This window comes from Rhodococcus sp. 2G (genome assembly GCF_001886355.1).
Taxonomy (GTDB): domain Bacteria; phylum Actinomycetota; class Actinomycetes; order Mycobacteriales; family Mycobacteriaceae; genus Rhodococcus; species Rhodococcus pyridinivorans.
Window position 1 is genome coordinate 627,428 of sequence record NZ_CP018063.1, and the last position, 13,972, is coordinate 641,399.

At 68.7% G+C, this 13,972-nt stretch carries 14 protein-coding genes; 10 read left to right on the top strand and 4 right to left on the bottom strand.

Annotated features, from left to right (window positions below):
* Positions 1–38: 38 nt before the first annotated feature.
* A complete protein-coding gene (locus tag BO226_RS02985) occupies positions 39–524 on the top strand; it encodes a general stress protein (RefSeq protein WP_006554299.1) in 486 nt (161 codons plus the stop codon).
* Positions 525–596: 72 nt separating this feature from the next.
* Positions 597–1,475 carry a hypothetical protein gene (locus tag BO226_RS02990; RefSeq protein WP_071934574.1) on the top strand — a complete coding sequence of 293 codons (879 nt, stop codon included), beginning with the start codon at positions 597–599 and terminating at the stop codon, positions 1,473–1,475.
* A gap of 4 nt (positions 1,476–1,479) precedes the next feature.
* Here BO226_RS02990 and BO226_RS02995 read toward each other — a convergent pair whose 3' ends face one another.
* Positions 1,480–1,920 (bottom strand): protein-tyrosine phosphatase family protein, encoded by a 441-nt coding sequence (locus BO226_RS02995; RefSeq protein WP_019288067.1) that lies wholly within the window; start codon positions 1,918–1,920, stop codon positions 1,480–1,482.
* Between the two features lie 87 nt (positions 1,921–2,007).
* Here BO226_RS02995 and BO226_RS03000 point away from each other — a divergent pair, with 87 nt between their 5' ends.
* From BO226_RS03000 to BO226_RS03020, 5 genes are all read left to right on the top strand, one after another.
* Positions 2,008–3,237: a GNAT family N-acetyltransferase gene (locus tag BO226_RS03000; protein ID WP_071934575.1), complete on the top strand. Its 1,230-nt coding sequence runs from the start codon at positions 2,008–2,010 to the stop codon at positions 3,235–3,237.
* A 114-nt stretch (positions 3,238–3,351) separates the two neighbouring features.
* The gene (locus BO226_RS03005; RefSeq protein WP_071934576.1) at positions 3,352–4,710 is read left to right on the top strand and encodes an ABC transporter substrate-binding protein; all 1,359 of its coding nucleotides are present in this window, start codon (positions 3,352–3,354) and stop codon (positions 4,708–4,710) included.
* A 65-nt stretch (positions 4,711–4,775) separates the two neighbouring features.
* Positions 4,776–5,657 carry a carbohydrate ABC transporter permease gene (locus BO226_RS03010; protein WP_095092079.1) on the top strand — a complete coding sequence of 294 codons (882 nt, stop codon included), beginning with the start codon at positions 4,776–4,778 and terminating at the stop codon, positions 5,655–5,657.
* Positions 5,657–6,487, top strand: a complete 831-nt coding sequence (locus BO226_RS03015; RefSeq protein ID WP_006554305.1) for a carbohydrate ABC transporter permease — start codon at positions 5,657–5,659, stop codon at positions 6,485–6,487. The genes BO226_RS03010 and BO226_RS03015 overlap by 1 nt, the downstream gene beginning before the upstream one ends.
* 5 nt (positions 6,488–6,492) lie before the next feature.
* Entirely contained in the window at positions 6,493–7,659 is a 1,167-nt protein-coding gene (locus BO226_RS03020; protein WP_024103451.1) for an ABC transporter ATP-binding protein, read from the top strand.
* A 56-nt stretch (positions 7,660–7,715) separates the two neighbouring features.
* On the opposite strand, the gene BO226_RS03025 is transcribed toward BO226_RS03020, so the two are convergent.
* Positions 7,716–8,561, bottom strand: a complete 846-nt coding sequence (locus BO226_RS03025) for a hypothetical protein (RefSeq protein WP_006554307.1) — start codon at positions 8,559–8,561, stop codon at positions 7,716–7,718.
* Positions 8,562–8,635: 74 nt separating this feature from the next.
* On the opposite strand from BO226_RS03025, the gene BO226_RS03030 reads away from it, so the two are divergent.
* Positions 8,636–9,226 (top strand): suppressor of fused domain protein, encoded by a 591-nt coding sequence (locus tag BO226_RS03030; RefSeq protein ID WP_037215782.1) that lies wholly within the window; start codon positions 8,636–8,638, stop codon positions 9,224–9,226.
* A gap of 52 nt (positions 9,227–9,278) precedes the next feature.
* Here the strand turns inward: BO226_RS03030 and BO226_RS03035 are convergent, their stop codons facing one another.
* On the bottom strand, positions 9,279–11,087 hold the full coding sequence (locus tag BO226_RS03035) for a hypothetical protein (protein ID WP_071934577.1): 1,809 nt from the start codon (positions 11,085–11,087) through the stop codon (positions 9,279–9,281).
* Positions 11,084–12,139 (bottom strand): magnesium and cobalt transport protein CorA, encoded by a 1,056-nt coding sequence (locus BO226_RS03040; RefSeq protein WP_037215783.1) that lies wholly within the window; start codon positions 12,137–12,139, stop codon positions 11,084–11,086. The genes BO226_RS03035 and BO226_RS03040 overlap by 4 nt, the downstream gene beginning before the upstream one ends.
* Before the next feature lie 132 nt (positions 12,140–12,271).
* Between BO226_RS03040 and BO226_RS03045 the strand changes: the two genes are divergently transcribed.
* Complete coding sequence (locus tag BO226_RS03045; RefSeq protein WP_006554311.1) at positions 12,272–13,126, top strand: PHP domain-containing protein; 855 nt, start codon at positions 12,272–12,274, stop codon at positions 13,124–13,126.
* Positions 13,123–13,545: a hypothetical protein gene (locus BO226_RS03050; protein ID WP_071934578.1), complete on the top strand. Its 423-nt coding sequence runs from the start codon at positions 13,123–13,125 to the stop codon at positions 13,543–13,545. The genes BO226_RS03045 and BO226_RS03050 overlap by 4 nt, the downstream gene beginning before the upstream one ends.
* Positions 13,546–13,972 lie beyond the last annotated feature (427 nt).

Here is a 13,972-nt window from a genome sequence, read left to right on the forward strand (position 1 = left end):
GCGACCGTCGGCGCGCATCGCGAAGGAGCCGAAACGACATGACGAATCCCCTCGGACCCGGTCGCCAGGTACCCGGTCTGCCGACACCTCCCACGGGCTGGCCCGTCGGTTCGTACCCGACCTATGCCGAGGCGCAACGGGCGGTCGACCACCTGGCCGATCAGAACTTCTCCGTCGAGGACGTCACCATCGTCGGTGTCGATCTCATGCAGGTCGAACGGGTCACCGGTCGGCTCACGTGGCCGAAGGTGATCGGCGGCGGCATCGTCTCGGGCGCATGGCTCGGCGTGTTCTTCGGTCTCCTGCTCGGCATCTTCTCCACCGACTTCCTCGGCCCGCTGCTCGTCGGCCTCGTCGGCGGCATCATCTTCGGCCTCATCTCGGCGAGCATCCCGTACGCCGCGACCCGCGGTCAGCGCGACTTCTCGTCCACCATGCAGCTCGTCGCCGGCCGCTACGACGTGCTGTGCCAGCCGCCCACCGCCGAGAAGGCGCGCGACATCCTCGCCAAGCTCGCCATCTGATCGTCTCGCGGTCGCGTGTTCGCCGAGAACGGCACTCGTCGTGATCGGCCTCGCGCCACTACTGTCGATCCCATGCCCGACCTCGATTCGGTGGCCGATGCCCTCTACGGCCTCGACCCAGGAGACTTCGTGGCGGCCCGCTCCGAATTCGCGGCGCAGGCACGCGAAGCGGGCGACCGCGAGCTGACGGCGGCCATCGGCAGACTGCGCAAACCGACGGTCGCGGCCTGGATGGTCAACCTGCTCGCCCGCGAACGGGCCGACGAACTCGCGGCGTTGCTCGACATCGGATCCGCCCTGCGCACCGCGCAACGACGACTGTCCGGCAGCGAGATGCGGAAACTGTCGGAGCAGCGTCGCCGGGTGGTCGCCGCGCTCGAGCGCGACGCGGGTCGGCTCGCCGCCGACCGCGGCCGCACCGTCTCGGAGAGCGCACTGCGTGAGGTGGGGCGCACCCTCAACGCCGCGTTGTCGGATCCCGGCATCGGGGAGCAGGTCCGGCAGGGCCGACTCGACGCGATCGTCGAGTCCGACGGTTTCGGCGACCTGTCGGCGATGCCGCTCACCGTCGTCCGCGGAGGGTCGGAGGAGGACGACGAGGACGACCGGACGGCAGCGGGGAAGTCTGCACGCAAGAGCAAGGGCGAGCGCGAACCCACGGAGCGCGAGAAGGCGGACCAGGCGGCTCGCGAGGCGGAGATCGACGAGGCCGCTGCCGCTCTCGACTCGGCGCACAACGCGGCCGAGGAAGCGCGCGAAGCCGCGTCGGCGGCAGAGCAGGAGCTGGCCCGTCACGAGGAGGAGGTCGCCGAGCTGCGGGCGAAGCTCGAACACGCAGAGCAGCAACGCACCTTCGCGCGCCGCGCCGCCGCCGAGGCGAAGAAGCGGGTGGTCGCCGCCGAACGTGCCGTCTCGGCCGCCGAGGTCGACCTCGCCCGGACGAAGAACTGAGCTGTCAGGAATGCGCCTTCGCGTGCGCGACGAATTTGCGCTGCCAGGGCGTCTCGACCGCGCGCGGATGGTAGTGCCGCCGAACGAAGTCGACCGCCTCCTCCGGGGAGAGCCCGTCGAGGACGGCGAGGCACGCCAGTGCGGTGCCGGTGCGGCCGCGTCCACGCCCGCACGCGATCTCCACCCGCTGTCTTCCCGCGCGGATCCACGCCTCGTACAGGATGGCGAGAGCGTCCTCCGGGTCGCGTGGCGTGCGGAAGTCGGGCCAGTGGATCCACCGCGACTCCCATTCGAACGGTGCTGCCGGGGGGCGGCCGAGGAGATACACCCCGAAGTCGGGAAACGGCTCGCCGAACACCGGTCTGCGCATCCCGCGTCCCCGCACGAGTCGGCCGGAGGGCAGCTGCAGCACCCCGGTGTCTGCTGGATCCCACTCGCGTCGCACGCTGGAAACCTACCCGCCCGGAGCCGGTGTACCGAACGTCACGGCCGTTCACCCGCGGTGCAAGTTCGCGGTCGATAGTGTCGTTCCATGGGTGAGCGAACGGAACCGGAGATCAGAGTTCTGGAGTCGGAAGCCGAACTGCGGGAGGCGTCCGCGCTGTTCCGCACGGCGATGGTGGGTCTGCCCTCGTGGCCCGAGGTTCCCGACGGGACGGTGAGCCGCTACCTCGAGGCCGGCCGCACGTGGGGTGCTTTCCTCGACGGCATGCTCGTCGGGACAGTCGACGCCACGAGCGGAAATCTCGCCCTGCCCGGCGGCGCCCGGGTGCCGCACGCGGCGGTCACCCACATCGGTGTGCTGCCCACCCACACGCGTCGCGGCGTGATCTCCGGACTCGTGCACCGGCAGTTGAGCGACGCGCGCGACCGCGGTGAGATCCTCGCGACGCTGCGTGCCTCCGAAGCGACCATCTACGGCCGGTTCGGCTACGGCGTCGCCTCGACTTCGGTGTCCGTCGACGTCGACGTGCGTGGTGCCGCACTGCGTCCCGACGTGCCCGAGTCCGGAGCGGTGCGTCTGCTGACCTATCCGGAGGCGTGGGACGTGCTGGCGCAGATCCATTCCCGTCATCTGCCGCCGCGCCCCGGCATGATCGATCGGTCGGAGTACTGGTGGAACTCGCGCCGGTGGCGGGCCGACTCGCTCACCGATCCGATGTACGTGGCGGTGCACGGCGAACCGGGACAGGAGGACGGTTTCGTCCGGTACCACCCCGTCGACACGCAGGGGTGGTTCACCAGTCGCAACCGCACCGTCGTGGTCGACGACTTCTTCGCCCCCTCGCCCGCGGCGTACGCCGGCCTGATCCGGTTCCTGCTCGACCTCGACCTGGTCGACACCTTGCGGTTCGCGGCACTTCCGCAGGACGACCAACTCCCGCTCATGCTCGGCGACGCGCGTGCCGTGCACTTCCGCTCGGTCTCGGACGAGACGTGGTTGCGCATCCTCGACCTCGATCGGGCGCTGTCGGCGCGGAGTTACCGAGGCTTCGGCTCGGTGACCGTGGAGGTGACCGATCCGGTGCTGACCGACAACGCCGGTGTCTTCGAGATCTCCGCCGACGGCGTGGCGCGCACCGCGGGACCGGCCGACCTGATGATCGACATCGCCGACCTCGGTGCGCTCCTGCTCGGCCGGCAGGGCTGGCACCGGATGGTCGACGCGGGGCGCGCCCGGGTGCACCGGCCCGAGGCCGTCGACACCGCTGACCTGCTGTTCTCCTGGCCCCAGGCGCCCTTCTCGGGGACCTCCTTCTGACCTCGTCGTCGTGCCGATTCCGTTCCGGATGTACGCCCTGCTCGTTTTGCTACGGCTGGCCGGTACGGGCGTTATCGTCGGATCACGAGGTCCCCGATGCGAGCGGAGTCACGCATGAGACGGTCGGGCAAGAGCCGGCGGACGAGCCGAGCGGTCACAGCTTCCGCGGCTGCTGTGCTCTTGGCGTCGGGGCTGGCCGCGTGCGGCAGCGACGACGAGGGTGTCGTCCTGTCCTTCTACACGGCCGCCGACGGTGCCGAGCAGTACGCGCAGGCCGCGGAGGTGTGCACCGCGGAGGCGGGCGGCCGATATCGCGTGCAGCAGAGGACACTTCCGAAGAACGCCGACGACCAGCGACTGCAGTTGGCGCGGCGGCTGACGGGTAACGACCCGGGGCTCGACCTCATGACCCTCGACGTCGTGTGGACGGCCGAGTTCGCCGAGGCCGGGTGGGCGCTGCCGCTGTCCGACGATGTTGCAGCCGCGGTCTCCGAGGGCACCCTCGAAGGTCCCCTCGAATCGGCGACCTGGCAGGACCGGCTGTACGCCGCACCGCTCAACACCAACACCCAGTTGCTCTGGTACCGAAAGGATCTCATGCCGGACGGGCAACCTCCGGAGACCTGGGACGAGATGATCGAGATTGCGAGCGGCCTCGCCGAGGAGGGCCGGCCGTCGTGGATCGGTGTGCAGGGCCGGCAGTACGAGGGGCTGATGGTGTGGTTCAACACCTTGCTCTCGAGCGCCGGAGGCTCGGTGGTGGGGGAGGACGGTGTCACCGTCACCCTCACCGACAACGACGCGGCGGTGACCGCGCTCGACATCATGAAGCGCGTTGCGACCGCGCCCGGCGCCGATCCCTCCCTGAACCAGGCCGACGAGGCGGCCGTCCGTCTCGGTATGGAGAGCGGGCGCACCGCGTTCCAGGTCAACTGGCCGTTCGTCCTGCCGGGCATCATGGAGAACGAGGGGGCCCTGCCCTTCATCGACGAGAACGGCAACGTCACCTCGGAGAACACCGGCAACACGGTCCTCACCGTCGACGGTGAGCAGAATTTCCTTCCCGCGCCGTACCCCTCGGTGATCCCCGGCGAGCCCGCCCAGGTCACCATCGGCGGGTTCAACATCGCCGTCGCCCGCACGAGCACCCACCCGGATCTCGCGTTCGAAGCGATGCAGTGCCTGCGCAACGAGGAGAACCAGCGCAACAACGCCATCGGTGGCGGCGTGCCGCCGACGCTCGCGGCGCTGTACGACGACCCCGATTTCCAGGAGGCCTATCCGGCCTGGCGTGAGGTCCGCGCCGGTCTCGAGAACGCCGCGGTGCGTCCCGCTTCACCGGCCTACCAGAGCATTTCGACACTGGTGACGGCCACCCTCAACCCGGTCGACCAGATCGATCCGCCCCGCACCGTCGAGGAACTCGCCGAGCAGGTGCGCAAGGCGGTCAATTCGGAAGGACTGATCCCGTGACCGCCGTCGAATCGACACCGACCGACGAGACCCCGAAGGAACCGTCGACGAAGACGAAAGCAGCGCTGTCCGAGGGGAAGAAGGCCGAACGGCGACTCGGTCTGCTGCTCGTCGCACCCGCCGCGATCGTGATGCTCGCCGTCACGGCCTATCCGGTGGGATACGCCGTCTGGCTCAGTCTGCAGCGTTACGATCTGCGCTTCCCCGACGAACGGCGCTTCGTCGGACTGTCGAACTATGTCGCGGTGCTCAGCGACGGATTCTGGTGGCAGGCCTTCATCGTCACCTCGCTCGTCACCCTGGTCTCCGTCGCGATCGAGTTCGTGCTCGGCCTCGCGATCGCACTCGTCATGCACCGCACCATCGTCGGCAAGGGCATCGTGCGCACGGTGGTGCTGATCCCGTACGGCATCGTCACCGTCGCCGCCGCCTACAGCTGGTACTACGCGTGGACCCCGGGCACGGGCTATCTCGCGAACCTGCTGCCCGACGGCAGCGCCCCGCTCACCGACCAGATCCCGTCCCTGGCGATCATCGTGCTCGCCGAGGTGTGGAAGACCACGCCGTTCATGGCACTGCTGCTCCTCGCCGGCCTCGCACTCGTCCCCGACGATCTGCTCAAGGCGGCGCAGGTCGACGGCGCCGGAGCGTGGACACGTCTGGTGCGGATCATCGTGCCGCTGATGAAACCGGCGATCCTCGTCGCCCTGCTCTTCCGCACGCTCGACGCCTTCCGCATCTTCGACAACATCTATGTCCTCACCCGCGGTGCCAACGGCACCGGATCGGTGTCGATCCTCGGTTACGACAATCTGTTCCGGGCCTTCAACCTCGGCATCGGGTCGGCGATCAGCGTCCTGATCTTCCTGTGCGTCGCGATCATCGCGTTCGTGTTCATCAAGTTGTTCGGTGCATCCGCGCCCGGCTCGGACGAAGGGGGCCGATGATGGCCGAGACCAGGAAACGGACCCTGTCGTGGTCGGCGGTGAACCTGATCGTCCTGCTCTACGCACTCGTCCCGGTGCTGTGGATCGCGAGCCTGTCGTTCAAGCCGCCCGGCACCATCCAGGACGGCCGGTTCATCCCGCAGCAGTGGACGCTCGACAACTACCGCGGCATCTTCCGCACCGACGCGTTCACGAGCGCGCTGATCAACTCCATCGGCATCGGCCTGATCGCCACGGTCATCGCGGTGATCCTCGGGACGATGGCCGCCTACGCGATCGCCCGGCTCGACTTCCCCGGTAAGAAGATTCTGGTGGGCGTGGCGCTGCTCATCGCGATGTTCCCCCAGATCTCCCTCGTCAGCCCGCTGTTCGAGATCATGCGTGGCCTCGGACTGTTCGACACGTGGGCGGCGCTGATCCTGCCGTACATCACCTTCTCGCTACCGCTCGCGATCTACACCCTGTCGGCCTTCTTCAAGGAGATCCCGTGGGAACTCGAGAAGGCCGCGAAGATGGACGGCGCGACACCGGGTCAGGCGTTCCGGAAGGTCGTGGCCCCACTCGCCGCTCCCGGCATCATCACGGCGGCGATCCTGGTGTTCATCTTCTGCTGGAACGACCTGCTGTTCGCGATCTCGCTGACCTCCACCGAGCGGTCCATCACCGCACCCGCCGCGATCGCGAACTTCACGGGTGCATCGCAGTTCGAGGAACCGACCGGCTCGATCGCGGCGGCGGCCGTCGTCATCACGATCCCGATCATCGTGTTCGTCCTGATCTTCCAACGTCGAATCGTCGCCGGACTGACCTCCGGCGCAGTGAAGGGATAACTATCGTGGCCGAGATCGTGCTCGACAAGGTGACGAAGGAATATCCGGACGGAGCGAAGGCCGTCAGCGACGTGGATCTCGAGATCGCCGACGGCGAGTTCATCATTCTCGTCGGCCCGTCCGGGTGCGGAAAATCCACGACGCTCAACATGATCGCCGGTCTCGAGGACATCTCCGACGGCGAGCTGCGCATCGCGGGTGAGCGTGTCAACGAGCGGGCACCGAAGGACCGCGACATCGCGATGGTCTTCCAGTCCTACGCGCTGTACCCGCACATGTCGGTGCGCGACAACATCGCGTTCCCGCTCACCCTCGCGAAGGTGTCCAAGGACGAGATCGCCCGCAAGGTCGACGAGGCGGCCCGGATCCTCGATCTCACACAGCATCTCGACCGCAAGCCCGCCAACCTGTCGGGCGGTCAGCGGCAACGCGTGGCCATGGGTCGTGCGATCGTGCGCAGCCCCAAGGCGTTCCTCATGGACGAGCCGCTGTCGAATCTCGACGCGAAGCTGCGCGTGCAGATGCGCACCGAGATCGCGCGCCTGCAGAAGCGTCTCGGGACCACGACGGTGTACGTCACGCACGACCAGACCGAGGCGATGACGCTCGGCGACCGCGTCGTCGTGATGCGCGGTGGGATCGTGCAGCAGGTCGGGGCGCCGCAGGAGTTGTACGACCATCCGCGGAACCTGTTCGTCGCCGGCTTCATCGGATCGCCGTCGATGAACTTCGTTCCGGGGCAGATCGAGAACGGTTCGATCCGCACCTCGTTCGGCGAGTTCCGGTTGCCCGACGAGCGATGGGAGACCGTGCGTCGCAACAATCCGTCGCGCGAGGTGGTCGTCGGTATCCGTCCGGAGCACTTCGAGGACACCGACCTGCTCGACCCGACCCAACGGGAGACGGGCGTGACCTTCTCCGCCGAGGTCGACGTGCTCGAGTCGATGGGCTCCGACAAGTTCGCGTACTTCACGGCCGAGGGGCCGGGCGTGCACTCGAAGGACCTCGACGAACTCGCCGCCGACGCCGGTGCCGACATGTCGGCCGAATCGCTGGTCGCGCGATTGTCGGTGGAATCGCAGGCCACCAAGGGCGGGACCGTGCAGTTGTGGTTCGACAGGGCGAAGATCGCCTTGTTCGATCAGGAGACCGGCGCGAACGTCACCCTCTGACAAACCGGCTTCGGTGGATCCGACCCCGGAAAACGGGGTCGGATCCACCGAAGCCGTCAGCGGGGTGCGCGGCTACGGAGCTCGTCGACGATCTCCTCGCTCCACACGTGCCGCCGCACGAGCCGGTACCGCTCGCTCGCGATCCACAGATACACCTCGGCGTCGGTGCGTGAGCGCAACATCCCCGCTTCCCGGGCCATCGCGACGACGGGGACGAATTCCTCCTCGTACCAGCGCCGCGCGACCTCCTCGCGGGTGAGGTACTCGCCGAGATCCTGCATCAAGCGGAAACCCCACGCCTCGACGGCCTCGGCCAGTTCGGCGTATCCCCACGGGTCGGACACGCGGATCGTGTCCTGGGCCGCGCCGTGCAGGGGAACGCGGCCGAGAAACATCCTGAAGTGGTCCTTGCGCACGAGATCGGGACGGGCGGTGATGCCCTCCGCGGGCACCTTCGTGGTGATCTCGGTGACGTAGGCGTCGATGGTGCGGTCGCCCTGCGCGTAGGCGATGGACACACGGTGGTGCCCGTCCTGCACGAAATGCATCGGTCCCACCCGGTACACGGAGATCGGGGGCATGGCCTCGCCGCGCCGCCGCGCGGCCGCGATGCGTTCCCACCTGGCGCGCAGGCGTGCCGAGGTGGGGCGGAAACGACGGTCGAAGTCGTCGGCACGGTCGACGCTGCCGACGATCGAGGCGACCTCGATGATCTGCAACCCGAGTCGCCGTTCACCGAGGCGTCCGAGGGCTGCGACGACGTCGTCGAAGGGCAGCACCGTGTTGACGTCGGCCGGTTCGCGGCGCAGCCATGCGATCAGCCGGGCGTACTCGGCGCGCCGGCGTTGCCGGGCGAAATCGTCGCCGGCATCGGAGACCGGAAAACCGGTGTCGCGAGCCACGCGTCGACGGTACCGCGCGGTGCACAGGTCCGGGTGTGAACCGCATGTGCGGGGACGGGGACTACATTGCAGGGGTGACCGACGCAGTTCTCGCCACCGTCCGCAGCCACCTCACCGAGCATCTGACCGTGCCGGGGGATCCGGAGCCGGAATCGGCGTCGGTGACCTTCCTCGGTCTCGAACCGATCGAGGTCCTCCGCTTCCGTGGTGCAGAGCTCCTGCGGTACGCGACCCTGGGGTGCTCCCGGCACCCGATGGGCGACCCGACCGACATGGTGGCCGACCCGACGCGCGGGCCGCGTGCCGAACTGGTGCTCAGCCTGCGCGACGACGAGGGCGTCACCGCCGGCGTCCACCGCACCCTCGCGGTGCTCGCGGCGCTGCCCGCCGTGGAGGGTGTGGTCCTCACCGACGACGCCCTGCTCGATCTCGGGGAACCGCTGTGGCCGGGTGCTCCGTTCACCGCGGTGTTGCTCGAGGCGGCCGACGTGCCGTCGCTGGAGTTGCCCGAGCCCTCCGATCCGGTCCACTTCTTCGAGGCCCGCCCGATCACCGGTACCGAAGCGGCCTGGAAGCGGCTGAAGGGAACCGAAGCGCTGCGCGAGGCGTGGGAGGAAGCGGGCATCGACCTGAGCGACCCGCGCCGGGCGCAAGCACGTCTGTGACCGTCCCGGTTCTCACGGACCGCGCGCTCGGACGCGCCACGCTGGCCCGCCGTCACCCCCGCGGCACGACCACTCCGAGCGATCCGGCACCGAGGCACACGGTCGTGCCGGGGGTGGACGAGCGCGCCTGCAACGCCGACCCGTCCCCGGAGACGCGGACATACACCGTCCCGAGTCCTTCGGTGACGGGGACCGGAACGGATGCGCGGCCGGGGAAGCCGAGGTCGATCGTGCCGTCGGCGGAGGCCCGGTAGTTCACCTGCACGGTCCACTCCCAGTCGCCCGCGGGGGAATCGAGCGGCACGGCCGTGACGGCGTCGGTGGTGACGCGATGGCCACAGTCGGGCTCGGGGCCGGGCGGGACGAGGCGCAGCGGCAACAGGTCGGCAGGAGTGCGGTGACCGAGATCGTCGAGGACCCACAGGTCGGTCGCGTGGTTGCGGATGTCGGACCGGACGGGCAGCGCGGAGAAGACGGACCCCACCAGGTTGTGCGGGTAGGTGACGGGCAGCAGGATCCATACCGACACCGGGTGATCGAGCACGGGCTCGTCGGGCCGGGCCGTGAGCGCCGCCTTCGCCGCCCCGAGATAATCGCCCGTCGGATTGTCCGACCAGCTGCGCGCGAACGTCACGGTCGACCACAGGGAGCCGACGGTGAACACGGCCGCGCAGGTCCAGGCGGCCGCACGCACGGCACGAGGACGGGACGTCGTGCCTCGTCGCGGGGCGCGCAGGATCAGCGCCGCGGCGATCGCGACGACCACGGCGGAGTCGGCGAAGTAGCGCAGAGTGCGCGCGAGTTCGTAGGTGGTCTCCGGACCGAAGCGGGTGCTGATCATCGCCGCGAGCGAGGCCAGGATGTAGGCGATCACAGCGAACCACACGGGCCCGGTCCGCCGTCGCCGGCGCACCGTCCACGCTGCGGCGCCCGCGACAGCGAGCCACGCGACCACGACGAGCACGAGCGGGGGATCGGCCCAGGGCGGGCTCGGATTCCACCGCTCCCATTCCCAGGGACCCCCGAGCAGCGACGGCAACAGCCCGTAGGAGATGCCGTGATGGGTCAACCCGGCCACCATCGACCACGGCGGGATCCCGAACCGGGATTCGACGATCGTCGAGTAACAGACCGCCCACACGACCAGCACGGCCGCCGAGCCGAGCCACAACGGCCGGGCCTGCGCCCACGTGCTGCGGATCGGCCGAACGAGTCCGTCGACGTGGTGTGCGAGGGCGACCGTCGCGAACGCGGCGAACGGAACGAGGACCGACTTCTCGAAGAACACCAGCGCCACAGCGGTGACGACGAGGGCGCTCACGATATGACGGCGCCGGCCGGTCCTGCTGTACTGCAGCGCATCTCCCGCCACCCAGGCCAGTGCGGCCTGCAGCGGCAACGCGTTGAGCGCGGCCGACCACCACGCGAAGGCCGGAAGCGTCAGCGGCGTGAGGAGATAGAACAGCAACGGTCCCCACAGAGCGCGTCGCGGGCCGAGCAGCAACCAGAGCACCCGCAGCACCGCCAGCGAGGCGAGCAACTGACCGATCACGAGCGAGGCCGCCGCCGGCCACCATTCCAGCGGCGCGATCGCCGTGGCGATCCCCGCCACGAGGAAGGCGGCGGGCATCAGGTGACCATCGTGGTCGTACCGCAGGAAGGCGTCGGACAGCAGCGGATACGACCCCGCGCGCCCGACGAGGATCAGGTCGTCCCAGTAGAACTCGCCGGTCGCGGCCACCACGGTCCGGAGGATCGTCTGCAGCAGGATCAGCGCGAGGGCGACGGCGAGCACGTGGCGCCGAGGAGATCGCGCAGCCTGCGCAGCGCGTGTCGAGGGGCGGTCGAGTTCGGTGGTCACAACCAGTTGTTGCGCCTGAAGGTGACGAACAGTCCCACGGTGATCGCGACGATCGCGGAGAGCACGACGTAATAGCCGTATTGCCAATGCAGTTCGGGCATGCGATCGAAGTTCATGCCGTAGATCCCGGCGATCATCGTCGGCACGGCGGCGATCGCGACCCACGCGGAGATCTTGCGCATGTCGGTGTTCTGCTGCACGGTGACCTTCGCGATCGCCGCGTCGAGCAGCGTGCCGAGCGTCTCGTCGAAGGCCGCGATGCGGTCGGACACCGTGGTGTGGTGGTCGGCGACGTCGCGGAAGTAGCGCCGGACGTCCTTCGGGATCGGGTTGCCCGGCGCCCGGATGAGTTGCTGCAGTGGTTCGGCGAGCGGCACGACGGCGCGGCGCAACTGCACGATCTCGCGCTTGAGCATGTAGATCTGGTCGACCGCGATCCGCGTGTCGGGGGTGAACACGAGTTCCTCGATGTCGTCGACGTCGGGTTGCACGGCCGTGGTGACGGCGAGATAGGAGTCGACCACGTGGTCGGCGATCGCGTGGAGCACGGCCGCCGGACCGCGGGACAGATGATCGGGGTCGCGTTCGAGGCGCTTGCGCACGTGCGAGAGCTCGGAGTGGTCGCCGTGCCGCACGCTCACGATGAAGTCGGGGCCGGTGAACAACATGATCTCGCCGGTCTCGACGATGTCCTTGGTGGTCGTCACCGACTCGTGCTCGATGTAACTGACGGTGCGCAGCACCAGGAACAGCACGTCGTCGTAGCGCTCGAGCTTCGGGCGCTGGTGGGCGTGGACGGCGTCCTCGACCATCAGCTCGTGGAGTCCGAAGGTGTGCGAGACGTTCGTCATCTGCTTCTCGTCGGGGTGGTGCAGCCCGAGCCACACGAATCCCGTACCGCGCCGACGTACCTCTGCCACCGCCTCGGTGTGGCTGTAGCGGCCGGGCAGGCGGTGCCCGTCGACGTAGACCGCGCAGTCGACCACCGCTTGCTCGGTGGGGACCGGGGGAGTGGGGCCGCGACGGGTGGCACGAGAAGGCTGGTGCGGCATGTTGTCCTTCCTCACGGCATGCCGCTGGGACGCGGCCCGGTCGCAGGCCCGCGGCGCGGCGGTCGCCCGTCGACGGGGACCGGGCGGGGCAGCTCCAATCATGCTAGCCCGCCGACCTGACAGACTGGTGGCGTGCGTATCGATCTCCACACCCACTCGTCCGCATCGGACGGCACCGACCGTCCCGCGGAACTGGTCCGTGCCGCTGCCCGGGCGGGTCTCGACGTCGTGGCCCTGACCGACCACGACACGACCGCGGGATGGGACGAGGCCGCAGCGGCCCTGCCGACGGGCCTGCGTCTCGTCCGGGGAATGGAGATGTCCTGCACGGGACGCGGGGAGGACGGCGCCCCGGTCGCCGTGCACCTGCTGGCCTATCTGTTCGACCCGCACGATCCGGTCTTCGTCGCCGAACTCGAGCGGCTCCGTGGTGAACGGGTGTCGCGGATCCGGGCGATGGGTGTGCGGATGGCGGACGATGGTCTGCCGATCGACATCGACGCAGTGCTCGCCGAGGCGGGCCCCGCCGCGGGCCGGCCCCATCTGGCGCGGGCGCTCGTCGCCGCCGGTGTGGTGCCCACGGTGGCCGACGCCTTCACCGAGCTGCTGTCGCCGCGCGGCCGTTACTACGTACCGAAGGCTGATACCCCGCTCGCCGACGCCGTGAAGATGGTGACGGCCGCGGGCGGTGTGCCGGTGGTGGCGCACGCCCGGGCACGTGCGCGTGGGCGGCTCCTCGCCCTCGACCACATCGAGGAACTCGCCGAACTCGGGCTCGGCGGTGTCGAGGCCGATCATCCCGATCACGACGAGCAGGATGTGCGGACGATGCGCGATCTCGCGCGGTCGCTCGGGGTCGTCGTCACGGGATCGTCCGACTATCACGGCGACAACAAGACCATCAGGCTCGGCAGCTTCACCACGGCTCCGGCGGCGTACGAGGCGTTGCTCGACTGCGCGACCGGTGTGGAGGTGCTCGAGGGATGAGGCGACGGGGTGCGCGGTATCCGGACGAGGAGTACGGGTCGCCGAACGACGAAAACTACTACGACAGTGAGTACTACAACGAACCGTATTACCCGGACGAGGGGTACTACGCCGATCCGTACGAACCCGCATCGCGCCGCGCGAGTCTGCCCGTCCGCGCCCTCCGCGCTCTCTCCGGTGTGGTGTGCGGGGCGGTGCTGGTCCTGACGTTCGTGGTGTGCGGGGCCCAGTACCTCGCCGGCGACCGCGGTTTCCCCGGCCCGGGCGCCACCTCGGTCGCCGCGCACGTCGTCGCCGCGCTCGTGGCCGTGATCGCCCAGGTGACGGCGGATCGACGCTCGGGTGGCACAGCACTCCTGTCGAGCGTTGTGGTGATCTTCACTGCATCGATTCTGATGATCACTCAGTGGTGGGGATGACGGCCCCGAGTGCCGTCTCGGCTACCCGTCGGTAGCCATCGTGTAACTGCGGAAATTCATCGCGGTGCGCCCGCGGCGCGGTGTTCACGGCACGTAAACTCACAGGTGAGGCGACAAAACCGTGAGACCTTCGCAATCGATGCCGATTTGATTGTTCGTCTGCGAAGGTGGCAAACTTGCGGCAATCCGAAAGCCGGAATACCCCGGAATCGGACGAAGGATGGCAGACCCACCCAGGGCTAGATCACCCAGGGCTCGATGCCAGGGCCACCCGCCCCGGCTCCATCACGTTCCGGAAGCCGTACAGCGTTGTACAGCGGCAGTCGTGATCGCGCCCGGAAGCTTCAATCCAATGTCCTTGGCGAAGCGCTGCAACTCGATGCATGCACGTGTGTGAGATGCATCGAACTGCGGTGTTTTCGCAGCA

What these genes read in the sequence shown, in the direction of transcription:
- BO226_RS03040 (WP_037215783.1), bottom strand. Translation starts at nt 12,139, where the DNA reads ATGCCGCACCAGCCTTCTCGTGCCACCCGTCGCGGCCCCACTCCCCCG.
- BO226_RS03000 (WP_071934575.1), top strand. Translation starts at nt 2,008, where the DNA reads ATGGGTGAGCGAACGGAACCGGAGATCAGAGTTCTGGAGTCGGAAGCC.
- BO226_RS03015 (WP_006554305.1), top strand. Translation starts at nt 5,657, where the DNA reads ATGGCCGAGACCAGGAAACGGACCCTGTCGTGGTCGGCGGTGAACCTG.
- BO226_RS03005 (WP_071934576.1), top strand. Translation starts at nt 3,352, where the DNA reads ATGAGACGGTCGGGCAAGAGCCGGCGGACGAGCCGAGCGGTCACAGCT.
- BO226_RS03050 (WP_071934578.1), top strand. Translation starts at nt 13,123, where the DNA reads ATGAGGCGACGGGGTGCGCGGTATCCGGACGAGGAGTACGGGTCGCCG.
- BO226_RS02990 (WP_071934574.1), top strand. Translation starts at nt 597, where the DNA reads ATGCCCGACCTCGATTCGGTGGCCGATGCCCTCTACGGCCTCGACCCA.
- BO226_RS02985 (WP_006554299.1), top strand. Translation starts at nt 39, where the DNA reads ATGACGAATCCCCTCGGACCCGGTCGCCAGGTACCCGGTCTGCCGACA.